Genomic DNA, 17,656 nt, shown 5'->3' with positions numbered 1-17,656 from the left:
GAGAAACGCTATAAATCTCGCGTGAGTGAGGGGAATAATTGCAGGTTGCGCCGACTTTAACTTACCAGAAAAAATGCTAGAACTCCACTGTCACACTACTTATTCCGACGGCACTCTCACCCCTGCCGAACTCGTAGCCGCCGCCGCGTCTTCGGGGGTTCGCGCCTTGGCTGTAACCGATCACGATACGATGTCGGGTTGGGATGAAGCCTTCGTCGCTGCTGCTTTGCACGGTATCGAAATAGTCCCCGGAGTCGAACTCAGTACAGTTCACAACGGCCGATCGCTGCACATTTTAGGTTTTTATCCCGATGCAAATAAGTTGCGAGTTCCTTTGGACGATCGCCTGCAAGGAAGGTTTCGCCGATCGCAGGAAATGGTCGAAAAATTAGCAGCAATGGGATACGCGATCGAACTGCCAAAAACATCCCCAGGAATGGCACCGGGACGGCCTCACATTGCCTCTGCGCTGGTAAAAGCCGGTCACGCCAAATCATCGCGGGAAGCATTCGATCGCTGGCTGGGAGATGACGGCCCCGCTTATGTGCATTACGAGAAATTCTCGATCGTCGAAGGCATTGATTTATTGCGAAGTTGCGGTGCAGTACCAGTTTGGGCTCACCCTTATTTATTTCGCGGCGGCGCAGTTGAGGAAGTCTTAAAAGAATTAGTAGATGCTGGTTTAATGGGAGTTGAAGTATACCATCCCAGCCACAGTTCTAGCCAAATCCAAAAGTTGAAAGATTTGTGTCTTCATTACGGTTTGCTGGCAACTGGTGGCAGCGATTATCACGGCCCCGATCCTGAAAGGAAACCAGCAGATAGCACCCAATTAAATATGCTGCATTTGCCGTTAAAATTACTGGAACCGATTAAAGTTGCTGCGGCGAGTTTGAAATAGTTGTTTAGGAAAAATTTTGCACTATTCTTAAGAACGGGCAAGATGCCCGTTCCACAAAAGATAAATTTTCTTGTGGAACAGGCATCTTGCCTGTTCATAAAAGCCTAATTGAGAATGGTGCAATATCTAAGTTATGACACATTTTGCGGATGTATACAGTTGTCAAAAAAAGGAATCCTTCGCTTTTTGAGTGAGGGATTTGCACTAAGTAACTCATCAGGAGAAGACCGAGGTCAAGCAGAATATAAATTAATATGAAGTTAAAGGCAATTGCAGCCGAGTTGATTTTACAATGTTACTAAAGCAACTTGCCAAACGGAGCTTATTATGAGTACAGAAGACAGAGCTAAGGCGATCGGCAAAAATTTAGAAGGCAAAGCTCAGGAAATTTTCGGTAATATCACGGGCAATAAAAAAGACCAGGCTGAAGGCAAAGCGAAACAAGCGGAATCCGCCGCCCGCCACGCAGCAGAAGATGTGAAAGATACGGTGAAAAATATCACGGATAAGGCCAAAAGGTCGATCGACAAATTGTAAGCTGTCGGTCATCTAGATTTTATTTGTGGGGCGGGTGAGACTCCCACCCCACAAAAGTTTCATCAGGCATTGAATGTTAAATTTAGAGGGGGGTAGGCCGATCAAAGGTTGTGTCCTCAATTGGGTTCGATATGATTAATTTTTGGAAGGTGCATAAAACTGGGTGACTCCTGCGATCGCCCTTCAAAACTTACCTTAAGGCAAACTTACAAGAGTGATTAAAGCCAACCCTATTAAACTTATTCCTTATTAAGAGGTATGAATGGATTCTATTAGAGTGGAAAGATTACGTTGCCTCGGTGACACTGGCTATATTCAGTTAAAGCCTATAACTGTTCTTCTTGGACAAAATAGTTCAGGCAAGAGTAGTTTTCTGCGTATTCTTCCTCTATTGAGACAAAGCGTAGAATCTCGAACAACTGGGCCAATACTTTGGTTTGGTCGCCTAGTTGACTTCGGTAATTTTAAAGATGCTCATCAAACAGGAGCAGAAGACAATATCAATATTGAATTTTCTTTTAACTTGAAGCTAGAATCAACAAACTTAACCTATCATATACCTTTTTCCTACTTTCTTTTTTATGGAGAAGCAAAGATTTTAAACAGTTTTGATAAGATAAAGTTAACTCTCCAGGTATCAGAACATAAAGAGAAAAAAACTACAAGAACAAGTAGAATTATTTTGCAGCTTGAGGATTCAAAAATCCAGTTAGATTTTGGTGAGGATGATTCTCTAACGAATTTTTTGGTTAATAATTCATTTAACGTCTTAAATTTTGGTAAATATGTTGCCATGCAATTTGATAGGAGTTTGCTTCTGCCAACTATTACTGAAAGTGAGCAAAAAAAAGAATATGAATTTGAAAAATTCTCCCCACTATATCCTGATATTATTAGATCTCGTTTTCGCTTCAGAGCTTTATTTCAAGCTTTGATAGACAAAACTAAGGAGACGGCTCATCATGCAACTAAGTTAGAGACTATTATTCAAATGGCACTCTCCTTTGGTCTAAGCAACTCAGAAAATATGCTCGAAGATATTCAAAAAAATCGTTTTGCCGGCAAATACTGGAAGGATAAAACAAAGGATTGGACTGTTGACAGAAAGGAATTTAAAGAGCTAAGGGATCTTATTATCGCAAATGCAATACCTTTTATTCTTGAAAAATGTAATGAGACGCTAGCGAACTTCTCCAAGAATATTAGCTATATTGGACCAGTACGAGCTACAGCACAGCGGTATTACCGAACTCAAGATTTAGCTGTTGATGAAGTGGATTACCAGGGTAATAATCTTGCAATGTTTTTGCGTAATCTAACTCGTCCAGAAATGGAAAGCTTTTCGGCTTGGACTTTAGATAACTTTGGATTTAAGCCATCAATTAAATCGAGTGAAGGTCATATTTCAGTAACAATATGTTCCAAGGATTCGGATAAAGACCTTAATATTGCTGATACTGGGTTTGGTTTTTCTCAAATTCTTCCTGTTATTACTCAATTATGGTCACTAAGTTCCAAAGAAAACCTACAGTCAACCTCTCGTCGAGTAAACAGAGGAACAATAACATACGCTATCGAGCAACCTGAGTTACATCTTCATCCCCGTCTGCAAGGGAATTTAACAGATGCCTTGGTTAAGTCAATCAAAACAGCTAAGGAGAAAAACATTGATCTACGTTTAATGATTGAAACTCATAGTGAAGTATTGGTAAATCGCCTAGGACAATTAATTGCTGAAGGTGAAATTTCTGAGGATGAAATCAACATTGTTTTATTTGAGCCATCCGATCAACAGGGAGAAGTAACCATAAGAAATGCCCAATTCGATTCAAAGGGGTATCTTTTAAACTGGCCACTAGGTTTTTTTGAAATGGAACTTGTATAAATGCTAATTTCGATTCATAGCTCTGTAGTAGATGATGGAGATGAAAATACTTGGGATGATGATACTGTTTTGGCTTTAGAGAATCTGGCAATTGCTCGTCGTGAAGGTAAGCATTCAGTAATAGCTGAGAGAGAAACTTTAAAAAAGATTGCTCTCTGCTCTCGTTTATCTCCAATTGCAAGGAATGTTTACAAACACTTATCTAACCAGGCTACACAAAATTTTATATCCTATCCTTCTGTGGTAAAGAGGTATATTGAAGTTAATCCTTGTCTTGAACCGCAAGTGGTTGAGAATTCAGGTCAGAAAATTATTAAAGTACCTCCACGTTTTTTTAAGGATTCAGAGTCAGTACAGAAAACCATACTCTTGGGTGAAAATCTTGATGACGCTGTTTTCTACGAAACTATAGCAAAAGTTTATCTTAGATGGAAAAAAATCAATGCACAAATAGAATGCGACGGTAGAGGCGGCGGTGGTAGTACAATTTCTAGGGAGTATATTAATATTCAAACACTAAACAGAAGGTTTTGCCTTTGTATTGTAGATAGCGATAAAATTGCTCCTAATGGAAACCTTGGCCCCACAGCATCTAAGCTGCTTAATAGCGATGATCCAAATCGTAGAAAAACACAAATTTTTATTCTTGATTGCCGTGAAAGTGAAAACTTAATACCTAACTCAATTTTATCTAAACTGTATTCACGAAAGCAGGAAAGACTTGAAGCCTTAACAATTATTGAAAGTATTAGTCTAGAGGTTAGGTGTTTTTTAGATATAAAAAACGGAACTTATCTGAATAAAATCATTGGTGAAAAAAATGATCAAATTAAGAAGTTTTGGTCACCCAAAATTCCTCAAATTCCCAATATATCAGACCGTATAAATAATTCGTGTCAAGCTAACTGGCAATGCAGTAGTAATAGTGGAGAATGTCAATGTAAAATATCACTTGGCTTTGGAGATAAGATGCTCAGCAATACCGTTGAATATCTTAAAGACAACAGTCCTCATGAGATTGCAAGAATAGTCGATCCTAAGCCTTCTGATTGGGAACAGATTGGACAGGTTGTTATGGATTGGTGCATTGCTGAAAGTCCTATTCGTGCTTGATAAGGTGTCATTACCTTTTTATTTATAAAGGCGAAGCGCCTACACCTGCGCTTAAAAATCGGGTTCCGCAGCCAAAAGCTCGATCGCCAAATCCATCTGTTCCTTCCCCCGCGCCAAAAAGCTTTCGCACTCCTGCAAACACTCCACAGCCACCGCAAACTGCTCGAAAACCTCTTCTAGAGGCAACTCTCCCGATTCCACCCGATCGATAATTGCTTCAATTCGATCGACCGTTTCCTCATAATTCCAGTCAGACTGGCGCAACTGCGAATCAATCATAACTTTTATTCCGCATCCAATACTTCTACAATCTTAACTTTCAGCACGCCCCGACTCAACCTCACAGTCAATTCCTCTCCCAATTCCAAACCGTCAGTTGTGCGGACGATCGTACCGTCACTTTGGATTACCGCCGCATAACCCCTTTGCAAAACCGCCGCCGGATTCAGTGCGGATAACTTTTCTTGCAATACCTCCAGTTTACCAGTTGCTTGCCGCAAAGTTCGGGATGTCGCAGGCAAACGTTTTAATCGATTTTGTAACAGTTGCAAATGCTCTTCTTCTGTCTGAAATCTTGCGCGCACAGCGTTTGCTAAATTGACCATTCGCTGCTTGTGTTCAAAGTAAAGATCTGCTAAAATTGGTACAGCTTGAACCGCCGCCGCAGTCGGAGTGTGGGCTCGTTTATCTGCTACTAAATCCGCGAGAGTTTCATCTCTTTCGTGTCCGATGCCTGTAATAATTGGAATCGCACAATTCGCGATCGCCCTGACAACTCTCTCATCATTAAAACAAGCCAAATCTTCCGCAGAACCGCCGCCCCGCCCTAAAATGATCACATCAGCCCTACCGTCCAATTCTACCCGGGCGATCGCCCTAGCAATCGCAGCAGCAGCCAATTCTCCCTGCACTCCTGTCGGCGACAGCAACACCCGCAAACCCGGATATCTTTGGGCTAGAGTCCGCTGAATGTCTCCCCAAGCAGCGCCAGTATCGGATGTCACCACGGCCACAATTTGCGGGTGTGCGGGAATCGGGCGCTTTCTGGCGGGATCGAAGAAACCCTCAGCATCCAAGCGCGATCGCAATTGCTGCAACCGCAAAGCCTGCAATCCTGCCCCAGCCGGTAGCGATTGCACAACAGTCAACTGGTACTCGCCGCGATTTTTGTAAACCCGGATGCTTCCCAAAACCAGCAACTGTTCCCCTTTTGCTGGCATTTGCACCAATTTTTGCCGCTGAGAATTCCACACCACGCACCGAATAGCAGCGCTTTTGTCGGTGTCGCACAGAGTGAAAAAGCAGCCGCTGGGGTGGTGCGAAACGTTGGACACCTCGCCTGTCAGCCAAATTGATTGCAGGTTGCGATCGCCCTCCAACAAGTCTTGCAGGTATGATGTTAGTCCGGCAACAGATAAAGCTGTATCGGGAAGAATTGAAGTCATCCAATTTTAGATTTTAGATTTTAGATTTTAGATTTAGGCTACTATCAATACTTCGGACAGTGGGTGATTGCCAACCGTAAAATAAGGGTTTCAGACTAGGATCTAAAAATAGTCCGGACTATTGTACTATATCTAAGGTAATTTATTTGTAGGCCGAGCGGGCGATCGTAAATTAACTGCAAACAAACTCATGATATCAGAGACAACGACTTCGATGAATGTGCTGCGCCAAGAGGCTGCGGCGATCGGCATTACTGAGGCAGAAGCCAGAAAATATGGTGACCTCCGACATAAAAGAACTTGGTCTTTGGCGATCGAACATCACCTCTCAATGCAAGATTTTGCCGATCGAATAGAACCATCCTTCACAACTTCCGAACCCGACTCGGACAGCGCACTCAACCACTCTCCAACTGCGGAGTCAAAAGACTATGGTATTCAGCTAACTGCGAACCTAGGCGAATCTAGAGTAACAAGGGAGAACCAAACAGCATCTCTTGCTTCCTTTCAACAGCCAGCAGAAGAAATCGGGCGATCGCCCAACAAATCCATCCAGCGCATCAAGCAAAATCGAAGTTTTGAACAAGTAGTTCACAACCACATTAAAGCCTTAAAAACTGCATCTAGTGCTCGCACAAATCAACCGCATTCATCTCTCGGCAATTGGGTTTGTCCCGAGTGCGGCCCCCAAGGCGAAATTAGCTGTCACCTGTGCGAGGGTACGGGCAATATCAGCGACATTGCAGCTATTGGATGGACGCTAGCTTATATGGAAATGTTGGGCTGTTCTGCTCGCGAAATCGAACCGCTACGGAAATTTTCGCCTTCGCTGAATATTCTGGAATTGAATTTTAAAGTTTGTGTTTCTATCAAAGAAAGTAGCGAAGTTTTAGCCAGGACGGAAAAATGGGTAAGATTGCAGGAACAAGGAATGCAGGACGCTGATTTTGACACGGATACAGGAATTAATTCTCAATGGTGATTCAGAAGTGAGAATAAAAAAAACTATCAGTGTATCCGTGACTTTCTTGTCGTGCTGTTGGGCATTAGTATCAATAAAACTTCAAAATTCACTCATTCACACCTAAAAATTACTCCAAATCAAGTATTAATTCCAGTTTTTTCAAAGCAACTTCTAAATCATCATTAACAACCTGAAAATCAAATTCCCCTGCAGCTTCAATTTCCTCTTTAGCCCGCAGCAACCGACGAGCGATCGCACTTTCGGAATCTTGACCCCGACTCCGCAGCCGCCGCTCCAATTCTTCCCAAGAAGGAGGTAAAATAAAAATTCGCAGCGCCTCTGGAAAATTATCCCTAATTTGCCTAGCCCCTTCCAACTCAATTTCGAGGATTACCCATTTTCCCTCACCAATTCCTAGCTTGAGACCAAAATAAGGAGTACCGTAAAAATTACCGGCAAACTCAGCCCATTCCGCCAACTCTCCAGCCTCAACCATTTGTTCAAAGCGGCTGCGGCTGACAAAATAGTAGTGCTGTCCCTCAATTTCTCCCTCACGGGGCTCACGAGTTGTCACCGATACCGAAAGATACAATTTGGGATGGCGATTGAGGAGCGATCGTACTAGGGTGCCTTTCCCCACGCCGCTAGGCCCCGTCAGAACAATTAATTTACCGAATTTCATTTTTAGAAGAGAAACGTGTAATAATTCAAGTTTTCGCTTACTCTAAACTGTAAGCGCTCAATTTGCAACTGACAAACCTCAATCATCCCGACTTTGACCGTCTTTGCTGATCACAAAACGATTAGCAACCGTTTCCGGCTGAATCGCCGAGAGGATGACGTGACTCGAATCTGTAATAATTACCGCTCTCGTGCGGCGGCCGTAAGTAGCGTCAACCAGTTGTCCCCGCTCCCGTGCATCAGTAATTATACGCTTAATTGGCGCTGACTCGGGACTGACAATGGCAATCACTCGGTTAGCAGACACAATGTTACCAAAACCGATATTAATTAATTGAATATCCATGAAAATCTTAATCTATGGGTGAACGACTCATACCAATTTAATGTGAAGTTGCACATATCTCGATCCCCCTAAATTCCCCTGATAGTCGGGGGACGAAAGATCGGAATCTTGTCCCCCCCTCCGGCGGGGGGCTAGGGGGGATCGGATTCTACGGGGCCTCATAAAAAGTTGGTATCACTATCAATCCTTACTTTTTATCATATATACAAAGATTTTTTCTGACCATCCTAAAATTAATCTCAACTAAGTTTTTTAGTTTGTATCTAAATTTTTTACCCTTTTGACATCGAGTACCCCGCTTTTTAACAAAAATTAAAAAAATCCTCGCTGTTGTCGCTCTCTATTAAAGATTCGGTAAAATACGCGATTTTTAGTCGCTAATAAAAGCATTAGCTGTATCGAGACAAAAGCCGATAAATGTTGCGAAATATAAAGTTAAGGGCTGGGGGAGGGAAAGTTAACTATAATCAGTGATAAATGAAAGCAAATATTCGCGGCGTAGCAGTTTCTCCTCACAATATTGACACTGATGCTGCTTTGATGAGCCTTCAACCTAAACTAAAAGCTGCTGGCGATCGCACTTTCTCCCCAGTTTTACACATAAAGATTGGGGTTGTGCCAAACTAGAGATGTTTCTTGTATGATGTTCTACAATAAAATTGGTTTGTAGTGAAAAATGCAAGTCCTATTAATATTAATAAAAAAAGTGTTGCTACAATTATCAATTTTATAACTATTAGACCTCTTGCAAAAATCCTTTTCATCAATTTATGGGACGGGCTCTTCGGCCCATCCCACAAGAGTTATTTTTTGTTGTGGGATGGGCTGAAGAGCCCGTCCTATTTATTTTTGCAAGAGGTCTATTATCAAAAATTTCCGAGTCCCGCGCCGGACACGGCATTGCTGTTTCCCTACAGACGGTCACAGGATTATATCTAGCAATAGTTTTGGGAATTAGTATAAAAATCTGAGCACTTTAGTCCTGACTACAAACATTTTGAATTGAGCAAAAGTTACCCAAAAAGTAGTTTTACGCATGATATGAATTCCGGTTAAATTGGAATGATTAAACCGCAGAGGACACAGAGAACACAGAGTCAGAGAACAGAGAGATGAATAATTCCGATGCTACCTACCGGATTTGATATGAATTATAGCGGTAAGACTCCATGCACACCGCACCCTACACATACAGGATATGGGTAAATCCTGTTCAACAAAAAACTGGGATTAATGCCGATAAATTCACCCGCATTAATCCGCAGTTATTCCACACTTAATTAAGCCGCAACTAAACCGCTGTGCCTCAACAAAGCTTTAGTGCTCGGTTCGCGTCCCCGGAAAGTTTTAAACACTTCCATCGGGTGCAAACTGCCACCTAATCCTAACACTGTATCTCGGAAGCGCTTGCCTGTAGATGCGATCGCACTTTCATCTTCCAAACCCGCTTCCTCAAAAGCCGCAAAAGCATCAGCGCTGAGCACTTCCGCCCATTTATAACTGTAATACCCCGCCGCATAGCCGCCCGCAAAAATGTGTCCGAAAGCGCACAAAAATGCGTCTTCTTCCAGAGGAGGCAAAACTGTCGTAGTTTTAGCGATGCGGTTGCGGACATCTGCCACAGTTTCGCTGCCGCCCGAGCGATAGCGGTGGTGCAATTCGATGTCAACGCTGCTAAAATGTACTTGCCTGAGCATGACGGTGCCGCTCATGTAGTGGCGCGCTGCTAGCAGTTTTTGGTAATAGTGTTCCGGCAAAGTTTCCCCGGTTTCGTAATGCTTTGCCATCCCGAACAAAGTCGCGCGGTCGTAACACCAATTTTCCATAAATTGACTGGGCAATTCCACCGCATCCCACTCAACATTATTGATGCCCGAAGCCCCCGGATAGTCTACCGTTGTCAGCATATGCTGCAAACCGTGACCGAATTCGTGAAACAAAGTTTCGACTTCCCCAAAAGTCATTAAACTCGGTTTGCCGTCAACAGGAGGACTTTGGTTGCACACCAAATAAGCCACTGGCAACCGCGTGGTTGTCTTGGACGCTTCCACAAATTTAGCGCGCACCACGCACTCGTCCATCCAAGCACCGCCGCGCTTTTCCTCGGGGCGGCTGTAGGGGTCTAAATAGAAATTGGCGATCGCATTTCCTGCTTCATCATCTATTTGGAAATAGCGCACATCTTTGTGCCAGACTGGAGTTTGACCGTCCGCCGCAGTTACTGTCACACCGAACAGCCTCTTTACTAATCCAAATAACCCCTCTAATACCTGCGGCAAAGCAAAGTAAGGGCGCAATTCTTCAGCACTAAAAGCAAACTTTTCTTCCCGTCGCCGTTCCGACCAAAAACCTACATCCCAGTGCTTCAAATCCCCAGCTTCCGGCGCGCCTTTTTCGGCAGCAAAAGCTTTCAAATCTTCTAAATCTTTGACAGCAGCACTGTAACTAGCTAAGCGCAATTCTTCTAACAAAGCTTCCACTGCTGCAACGTCGGGAGCCATTTTGCTCGCCAAGCTCAATTCGGCATAACTGCTAAACCCGAGCAAAGCAGCTTTTTCCTGGCGCAAAGCTAAAATGCTCGCGGTCAACGGCCAGTTATTCAATTCTCCGCTACTTGCTCTGCCGATAAAAGCTTTGTACAACTTTTCGCGCAAGTCGCGGCGGGTGCTATGCTGCATGAAAGGGCCGTAACTCGGAAAGTCTAAAGTAATCCGCCAAGGGCCGTTTTCGGCATCCGCATTTTCTTCGCCGGCGCTGCGAGCGGCTTGAGCTGCTAAACTCAACAAACTCGGCGGCAAACCGTCAATTTCGTCTTTGTTTGTGAGGGTGAGGCTGAATGCTTTGGTAGCGTCGAGGACGTGATTGGAAAATTGGGTAGTAATTTCGGCTAATTCTAATTGAATGGCATTAAAACGCTCTTTTTGCTCGCCTTCTAAACCGACGCCGGAGAGTTGGGCGTCTCGGAGAGCGGCTTCGACAATTCGCTGTTGAGCTGGCTCTAAGCTGTCCCAATTTTCGCTGGCCCGCAGCGCTTTAAAAGCTTCATAAACCGGTTTGCTTTGACTGAGCTTGCTCCAAAATTTTACTACTTCCGGCTGCACTGTTTCCTGAGCCGATCGCAGTTCCGGGCTATTTTTCACGCCCATCAAATGTCCGACAATGCTCCAGCTCCAATTTAAACGCTCTCCGAGCCGCTGCAAGGGTTCTACTAAGCCGCTCCAAGTCGGCTCTACAGACGATTCTAAGGCAGCTAGCGAGGCTTCTAGTTCGGTCAGCACTTGGGTTATGGCGGGGACTACGTGTTGTGGTTCGATCGCGTCAAAGGTCGGCAATCCTTGACCGATTAGTAACGGGTTATCAGCAAGAGTGACAGTTGCAGTCATTTAATTTTCTTGTAACAGGTTGAAGACAGGTGAATTAGAGAGATTAGCTTTTAATCTTTTAACACAGTTGTCGAAAAACTTGGGAGCGTCCCATTTTTGCAAATATATCCTAAAAAATTGGGATGCTCCCAAAAAGTAGGACTCGAGCGGGCGAGAGTCGGAGAGTGTCTGAGTGTCGGAGTGTGGGAGAGTGGAAAAATCTTCCTAATGACAACTGACAACTGACAACTGACAACTGACAACTGACTAATAACTACTGACGAGTCTCTTGTGTGTGCTGCAACTCCTTGACAACCGTGATTAAGCGCTTGAGGTGAGGTTTGACAACTTCTTGCTGCTCGTGTTCCAAACGGTGGATTTGAGCTTGGACGAGCGACAAATCCGCAGTCGATTGGTGCGCGGGAGCTTGCAGTTGGCTTTGCAAATTGGCCATGACTTTCTGGATTTCCAAAAATCGAGTATTTACTGCTTCCCAGTCGTCTCGGGTGAGAGAAGTTTCTGTCAAGCCTTTCGTCGCGCTTTGCAGTTTCTCTATAGCGTGTTCCACAGCTTCGAGAGTCGCCGATTGACCAACCGATAAATCTTGCACTTGTTCGCTCACCTGCTGGCGGACATCGAGCACAGCAGACGCCACGATTTCTTGCAAAGAAGCTACCGACTCTCCTAAACTCAGCAATTGCCGCTGGATGTCTAGAGAATCCTCTAAGCCTTCTGCCTTAGGCAGTGCAGCCATTTCCTGGCGCAGCGCTGCAATATCTCCAGACAACTGCTTGCGTAATTTAACAATTACCGTCACCGCCGTTTTTTCGACCTTATTTACAGACTTTTGCACTTGGGCGATTTCCAAATTTTGATGAACCCGCATTTGCTGCTCGAACCGATACCGGTTAGCAACATTCAGCGACAAAGCCAAAGTCAGGGGAGCCACCCCGTAAAAAGCTTGACCCGACACAGCCACCGCCAGGGAACCCACACCAGAGGCCGCCAGAGAGGCGTACTCTGCCAGCTCCAGCCAGTGCCTTTGAGGAAAACTTGGCCTCAACTGGTTTCCAACAGAGGGTTTTGGCTTCCGCCCGGCTCTTTGGGTCATAGTATTTTCTCGTTTTTGGTAAGGTTGCGAGACTGGGTGGAGCATCGATTTGTATCCTTTTTTCAGTTATATGTTTTAGATTATTTCTTGGCACTCTTCTATTTTTACCTTAGTCAGCAAGTTAAGAATCACTGACATATTATTATGTATTTGGGCTCCCCCTGCGATCGCCCCTAATTCCGGCTGTTAAAAGGTTCGCCCCAACGCGCCCTCTATTTTACAGGATGCGGGCGCGATCGGGTTCGGGCGATCGACTTTCGCCGCTGCTGTGCCCAACCGAACCATGCCTAATACCATTTTAGATTTGAGATTTGAGATTAAAAATTTAAAAAATGCGACCTAGTGATGGATCTCGTCGTTTGGAGCTTGTCGGTAGTTGCATTTTTGTTCCCCCATTGGTATAATTTACTCTTTCTGAATTGCCCGAATCAAGTTTACTGCGAAAATTGACCAATGAACTCAGAAAAACCCGGAATTGCCGATCGGCTAAAGTCTATTTTCAGTATCGCCATCTTTATCATTCTCGTACTAGGAGTAGGCTTTTTAAGCGTTAATTTTATTTTAGCTCTCTATGCAAAATTTTCTTAAAATTAGTCCTGGACGCATGGTGTCCAGAAACCGGTTTTTTTTACGATAAGACGCGTTGCAGCCCGCAGATTCGGTAAAAAACCCGGTTTCTTTGGTATTTATGCGTCCAGGACTATTTTGGTTATAACTGAGATGTTGCACCATTCTCAATTAGCCTTTTATGAACAGGCAAGATGCCTGTTCCACAAGAAAATTTATCTTTTGTGGAACAGGCATCTTGCCTGTTGCTGACAATGGTGCAATATCTCAGTTATAACCCTTTGATATATTGCTTCAGTACAGGTGGCAAAGTGTAAAGACTTTCATGTTTTTCGATCAAGCAGCGCCGCGATAGAGATTGCAATGCGTTTAGCAAATCGGATGATGATATTTGTGATTTTTGTAGCAATTTGGCGACGTTGACTGGCTGGTTTTCGGTCGCCAACAATGACATGACTTGTTTTTCTAGTTCGGAAGTGCGATCGTACTGCTGCAGTAAAACATCTTTCACATCTTCGGGTAACAATATGGTATCATCTATTAATAACTCTGTCGCGCCGATTCCCAACTCTTGAATCAAAGTCGCCACGCTTTTTAACCATAACGGGTTGCCTTGGTAGCGGTGAATGAGTGCTTCGCAGTTATCAATTTCTGTTAATCCTTTATCTCTGAGGATTTCTCCGGCGGCTGCGGTGTCTAAACCAGTGAGTTGTAAGGTACGAATGGGAGTATTTTCGCTGGTGAGTTGAGGAACTTCTTTCGGCGGTTCCCAACCGATTAGCAGAAAGCAACAAGGATGGGATAATTTTTCTATTTGTTTGAATAGGGAGCGATATTCTTCGTAGTCGGGTTTATACTTTCCTGCCAATTCGCCGCTACAGAAAAGGTTGTGAATGTCATCTAAGACTATTAAACAGCGATGCTTTTGTAAATATTTAATCAGCGGTAAGCGTTTCGGGTTTGTTGGGGATGAATCTTGTTTTTCTGACTGGGAAAAAAGCTGTATTAGGTTAGATTGAAATTTATCGATGGTGGGGAATTCGTCTAGTGTGTACCAAACTGCGTACTCAAACTCGTGTTTGATTTGTTGTACGAGTTTTACTGCTAGGGATGTTTTGCCGATGCCGCTGATACCGGTGAGGGTGATGAGGCGGCAGTTGTGTTGTAGAATCCAGGTTGTGAGGGTTTGGAGTTCGAGGGTGCGATCGAAGAAATTACCCAACTCCGGCATTTCGCTTAAATCTTGATGTAGAGTTTTGGTTTGTTTTGAGTTAGCTGTTTCGTCATTATCTGGATGTGACGTTGATATATCTGGGGGGGTGTCTACCTTCTCCACAGGTATTAAAATTACCACTGATGTGTTGTTCGATGACGTTTTGTGTAAAGTTTGAAACATTAGAGACTTGAAACCTTTGAATTGCCGATTGAAAATTCTTTTTATTAACATCTTCTCCCAACTCTTCTGAAAGTAATTGCCATAGTTCTGAACCTACTTTCCTCACACTACTTTCCGAACAGTCAAAGTCTTTGGCTATGTGCTTGTATGTCTCATGTTCTAGAGTGCCTTTGAGTACCGCTTCCTGTAAATCGTCAAGGTGTTGACCCGTTTTCTCGAAGACTATGCGATCGGCAAGCTTTAAGGCTTCTTTTAGGCTCATTGGTCAGAAAAATGTGATTTTTTTGTATTATAGCTCACATTCAGGAACAGTTTAGTACATTTATCTACATTTTTGTACAAAAATAGATTTAACAGAGTGAACCTGTGGAATTTTTTTGACAAAAATGAACGTTTTTGTGCTAGACAAATATTTTATTTAAAAGGATAATGGAAGAAGTATTTAAGGGTTAATTTAAAGATTAAACGCTTGCCGTTTTATACCCTGTAATAGCGTCTTAAACAGCGGTTGCTATCTAATTAATAGTTAGACATCAGGGTGCAGCTTCCAGAGAGTTGAACTGTAAAAGAAAATCACCATGAAGCGAACATTTCTATGTTTGGCGGTCACAGGCGGTGTAATAGTTGCCTCATTTCACCACCCCGTCCTTTCTCAAACCATGCCAGAGACACCGGAAGGCTATTTTGCCTACAGAGGTACAGTTTATGCTAAGGCAGGCGGAACCATTTGTGGATTTACAAGTCCTGGACACCTTGAAATTTATAGGAAAGCAAAGGGTGGTAGAGATTTGAAAATTTCTGCCATTTCAAGCTATAAAAACGCTGGCATTTGTCCAGTGCCAAGAGCGTTCTTCGACTACAAAGACTCTGGCTTTTATAGCTTTGGCGATGGTCGATTCTGCGGCTTTGCTAATCCGGACATACAGAATGAGTACAGACAAAGGTTCAATGCACCCCTTGTAGGAAGAATCTCGTCAGATCCCAATCGTTCGATGAAGTATTTGGGTCAGTGCAAACCCCTTTAGTAAGAATTGCCTGACCAAAGCATTTTGAACTAAAAAGCTTTGTTACGCCCTCTTCAGCAAACAAGAGGGTATTATTTTGACAGTAGGCAACGCAGGTTATTGTTATGAGAACTCGCAGTCTTACAGCTATTGTCTATCAGGTAGTCATATCGTGATGAAGAAGGAAACTGAATAGGGAGAAATTGGTTGTGTTGTCCCTGTGCATCGAGAATTGAAAAGCGATCGCCCCAACCAAATAAAGAACGATCGCCCTGATGATTCTTTTCAAACAAGAGCGATCGCCCTTTTTTTTTCAGACGCTCGATCGTCTAATATAAAAGAGCGAGATCCCTTACTATTTTTTCACTTGTCGCAGTTTTTAATATCCCCAAAAAGTTACGATGCTTTACTTACCATCTTCATTCTTTTTTTTCTGCGTTTATCTGCTATTTTTTTGCCAATTTCTATTTCTCCAAAATCCACCCACATCACAGCCATTTTAAACTCCACACCCAAAGCTGCGCTAACTTCAAGAAGTTCTACAAAACTAGCACATTGATAATTCTTATCTTCACATTGCTTAATTCGCTCCGGGTCAATTCCTATAATTTCCGCTAGTTCTTGCTGGGTGATTTTGGCTGCCATCCGAGCTTTTATCAAAGCAAATGGCAACTCAGTTAAATTGTCAACTGTAATTTCAATTGACTGACTTTTGTCACAATTCATCAATCTTTCATATTCAGCTATTTCTGCTTCTAACTTATCCACATGACATTGCAAAGCACTTCGCCCTGCGTCCCATTTCAGAAAATCTTTTCTCTTCGCTTCCTCATCGCGCTCCATCGCCGCCATAGTTTTTTTAAACCTTTCTACCCATTCTTGACTGACTTCATACTCTAATTCATCTTTAATCATGGTTCCCACCTCATTAAATCTATAGCTATGATTCCTTTCTTCCTGTGTCTTCTATCCTTTTGAAAAAACTCAAAAGAATTATCGCCGTAATTACCTACTGGTTGATCGGCTGGAAAAACCTCGCCTCTATACAGAGCTTTTTGGGCATTCCGGTCGTAATGATTGAACAATCTAGGAGCATTAACTCTCAGATTATCCATGTCTACAGTTTCGCGATCGTAACAAGCATCAAAATCGTTAGGATCTGGTTCGCTGGTCACAAAACTACCATTAATATAAATAGTCCTACAGCCTGCTGCTTTTAACTGCGTCATTACCAGTTCCAATCCATCAATCATCCGCTCTCTTTTGTAATTCGTACCAAATTTTTTATTGAACTCCTCCCATTCACAGAAATGAACTCCTGGTGGTAGATTGCCGTTTTTATCGAATTCTGGAATCACTTTCTCACACTCATTCCACACATTAACGATTCGTCTCTTGATCTTACCATAGTTATCATTATAACTCAGCACTATCCAGACAACCGACTCGCTATAGGTGTAGAGGAACGAATTGGGCGATCGCCCCATCACGCATAAAGAGCGATCACTATGAGTTTTTTCAGATGACCGATCGCCTAAAATAAAAGAGCGATCGCATGAAACCAATGCAGCAATTATCTGTTGTCAATTGCATTACGGCTCCATCTCTGGCATTTCTCCACCCACAGCTACCAACCCCACACCGCAGCGAGTTGCCGCTTCCGCCAAGCGATTATCAAGAGTTGCGATCGGCAATTCCAATCGTAGTGCTAACTCCAAATAAGCTGCATCATAAGCAGCTAAACCTTCTTGTCTTCCTAGCACCAGAGTTGACGAGAGTGCGCTGCTATCTGTAGCTTCGTCAACTTGAATTAAAAGTGATTGTAATAAAGCAATAGCCATCTCAGATTGCTCGGTTGTCATGCGGTTGCGTCGCTCGGCAACCAGGAGAGTATTAGCAACTTCTAGGGACCAAATGCCAGGTACAAATGCTTCGCAATCTGGCATCATCGCGAGTATAGCATTGGCATAATCGTTATCTTCATCGACTAAGCACCAACTAATGGCTACAGAACAATCCAATACAAACTGCATTAAAACCTGCGCCCTTCTTCAATCATGGAACGGATTGAGCTTTGCTCCAAGGCAATTTCTTGCCGCAGTTGTAGCATTCTCGCAATTGCTGCTTGAATTGATTTTTTAGTAGTCAGTTTTCCCCAAGCGTTATACTTCGGTTTAATTTCCTCTGATGGTATAGTCTGTACAACTACTACCACTTCAACAGAAGTATCTTTAAACTCAGTGGGCATTTGGAGAAGCAATATGCCATCGGTTCCAATATGCGAGATCAGTTTCATTGTTTCCATGTCAGACTCCAGAAACTTTGAGCAATTCTAGTTTACCTC

At 43.3% G+C, this 17,656-nt stretch carries 18 protein-coding genes and 1 pseudogene; 8 read left to right on the top strand and 11 right to left on the bottom strand.

Going from position 1 to position 17,656, the window contains the following annotated elements; all coding sequences use genetic code 11:
• The first annotated feature begins 73 nt into the window (after positions 1 to 73).
• From ACUVJL_RS22620 to ACUVJL_RS22605, 4 genes are all read left to right on the top strand, one after another.
• Positions 74 to 901, top strand: a complete 828-nt coding sequence (locus tag ACUVJL_RS22620; RefSeq protein WP_445247891.1) for a PHP domain-containing protein — start codon at positions 74 to 76, stop codon at positions 899 to 901.
• A gap of 327 nt (positions 902 to 1,228) precedes the next feature.
• Entirely contained in the window at positions 1,229 to 1,438 is a 210-nt protein-coding gene (locus ACUVJL_RS22615; RefSeq protein ID WP_445247890.1) for a CsbD family protein, read from the top strand.
• Between the two features lie 262 nt (positions 1,439 to 1,700).
• Entirely contained in the window at positions 1,701 to 3,323 is a 1,623-nt protein-coding gene (locus ACUVJL_RS22610; RefSeq protein ID WP_445247889.1) for an AAA family ATPase, read from the top strand.
• Positions 3,324 to 4,436 (top strand): hypothetical protein, encoded by a 1,113-nt coding sequence (locus tag ACUVJL_RS22605; RefSeq protein WP_445247888.1) that lies wholly within the window; start codon positions 3,324 to 3,326, stop codon positions 4,434 to 4,436.
• Positions 4,437 to 4,487: 51 nt separating this feature from the next.
• Here the strand turns inward: ACUVJL_RS22605 and xseB are convergent, their stop codons facing one another.
• Both xseB and xseA read right to left on the bottom strand, forming a co-directional pair.
• On the bottom strand, positions 4,488 to 4,715 hold the full coding sequence (xseB, locus tag ACUVJL_RS22600; RefSeq protein ID WP_445247887.1) for an exodeoxyribonuclease VII small subunit: 228 nt from the start codon (positions 4,713 to 4,715) through the stop codon (positions 4,488 to 4,490).
• 5 nt (positions 4,716 to 4,720) lie between these two features.
• A complete protein-coding gene (gene xseA, locus ACUVJL_RS22595; RefSeq protein WP_445247886.1) occupies positions 4,721 to 5,881 on the bottom strand; it encodes an exodeoxyribonuclease VII large subunit in 1,161 nt (386 codons plus the stop codon).
• Between the two features lie 190 nt (positions 5,882 to 6,071).
• Between xseA and ACUVJL_RS22590 the strand changes: the two genes are divergently transcribed.
• Entirely contained in the window at positions 6,072 to 6,863 is a 792-nt protein-coding gene (locus ACUVJL_RS22590; protein ID WP_445247885.1) for a hypothetical protein, read from the top strand.
• Between the two features lie 109 nt (positions 6,864 to 6,972).
• Here the strand turns inward: ACUVJL_RS22590 and gmk are convergent, their stop codons facing one another.
• Both gmk and remA read right to left on the bottom strand, forming a co-directional pair.
• On the bottom strand, positions 6,973 to 7,527 hold the full coding sequence (gene gmk / locus ACUVJL_RS22585) for a guanylate kinase (protein WP_445247884.1): 555 nt from the start codon (positions 7,525 to 7,527) through the stop codon (positions 6,973 to 6,975).
• Between the two features lie 78 nt (positions 7,528 to 7,605).
• Positions 7,606 to 7,872, bottom strand: a complete 267-nt coding sequence (gene remA / locus ACUVJL_RS22580; RefSeq protein ID WP_190659785.1) for an extracellular matrix/biofilm regulator RemA — start codon at positions 7,870 to 7,872, stop codon at positions 7,606 to 7,608.
• 477 nt (positions 7,873 to 8,349) lie between these two features.
• On the opposite strand from remA, the gene ACUVJL_RS22575 reads away from it, so the two are divergent.
• Positions 8,350 to 8,499 (top strand): hypothetical protein, encoded by a 150-nt coding sequence (locus ACUVJL_RS22575; RefSeq protein ID WP_445247883.1) that lies wholly within the window; start codon positions 8,350 to 8,352, stop codon positions 8,497 to 8,499.
• A 653-nt stretch (positions 8,500 to 9,152) separates the two neighbouring features.
• On the opposite strand, the gene ACUVJL_RS22570 is transcribed toward ACUVJL_RS22575, so the two are convergent.
• A complete protein-coding gene (locus ACUVJL_RS22570) occupies positions 9,153 to 11,255 on the bottom strand; it encodes a M3 family metallopeptidase (protein WP_445247882.1) in 2,103 nt (700 codons plus the stop codon).
• A gap of 253 nt (positions 11,256 to 11,508) precedes the next feature.
• Positions 11,509 to 12,345 carry a hypothetical protein gene (locus ACUVJL_RS22565; RefSeq protein ID WP_445247881.1) on the bottom strand — a complete coding sequence of 279 codons (837 nt, stop codon included), beginning with the start codon at positions 12,343 to 12,345 and terminating at the stop codon, positions 11,509 to 11,511.
• Between the two features lie 453 nt (positions 12,346 to 12,798).
• On the opposite strand from ACUVJL_RS22565, the gene ACUVJL_RS22560 reads away from it, so the two are divergent.
• Positions 12,799 to 12,933 carry a hypothetical protein gene (locus tag ACUVJL_RS22560; protein WP_332955997.1) on the top strand — a complete coding sequence of 45 codons (135 nt, stop codon included), beginning with the start codon at positions 12,799 to 12,801 and terminating at the stop codon, positions 12,931 to 12,933.
• 250 nt (positions 12,934 to 13,183) lie between these two features.
• Here the strand turns inward: ACUVJL_RS22560 and ACUVJL_RS22555 are convergent.
• Positions 13,184 to 14,570 (bottom strand): annotated as a pseudogene (locus tag ACUVJL_RS22555) (NB-ARC domain-containing protein).
• A gap of 316 nt (positions 14,571 to 14,886) precedes the next feature.
• On the opposite strand from ACUVJL_RS22555, the gene ACUVJL_RS22550 reads away from it, so the two are divergent.
• Positions 14,887 to 15,333: a hypothetical protein gene (locus tag ACUVJL_RS22550; RefSeq protein ID WP_445247880.1), complete on the top strand. Its 447-nt coding sequence runs from the start codon at positions 14,887 to 14,889 to the stop codon at positions 15,331 to 15,333.
• 375 nt (positions 15,334 to 15,708) lie between these two features.
• Here the strand turns inward: ACUVJL_RS22550 and ACUVJL_RS22545 are convergent, their stop codons facing one another.
• Genes ACUVJL_RS22545 through ACUVJL_RS22530 form a run of 4 tightly spaced genes read right to left on the bottom strand, consistent with a single transcriptional unit; the run spans position 15,709 to position 17,617 of the window.
• A complete protein-coding gene (locus ACUVJL_RS22545) occupies positions 15,709 to 16,227 on the bottom strand; it encodes a helix-turn-helix domain-containing protein (RefSeq protein ID WP_445247879.1) in 519 nt (172 codons plus the stop codon).
• Positions 16,224 to 16,877 carry a DUF6932 family protein gene (locus ACUVJL_RS22540; RefSeq protein ID WP_445247878.1) on the bottom strand — a complete coding sequence of 218 codons (654 nt, stop codon included), beginning with the start codon at positions 16,875 to 16,877 and terminating at the stop codon, positions 16,224 to 16,226. The genes ACUVJL_RS22545 and ACUVJL_RS22540 overlap by 4 nt, the downstream gene beginning before the upstream one ends.
• A gap of 27 nt (positions 16,878 to 16,904) precedes the next feature.
• Entirely contained in the window at positions 16,905 to 17,345 is a 441-nt protein-coding gene (locus tag ACUVJL_RS22535; protein WP_445247877.1) for a type II toxin-antitoxin system VapC family toxin, read from the bottom strand.
• Positions 17,345 to 17,617, bottom strand: coding sequence for a hypothetical protein (locus tag ACUVJL_RS22530; protein WP_445247876.1), 273 nt, complete (start codon positions 17,615 to 17,617; stop codon positions 17,345 to 17,347). The genes ACUVJL_RS22535 and ACUVJL_RS22530 overlap by 1 nt, the downstream gene beginning before the upstream one ends.
• Positions 17,618 to 17,656 lie beyond the last annotated feature (39 nt).

The organism is Microcoleus sp. OTE_8_concoct_300, from assembly GCF_031383065.1.
In the GTDB taxonomy this organism is placed as follows: domain Bacteria; phylum Cyanobacteriota; class Cyanobacteriia; order Cyanobacteriales; family Microcoleaceae; genus Microcoleus.
This window is presented reverse-complemented; position numbering and strand designations above follow the sequence as displayed.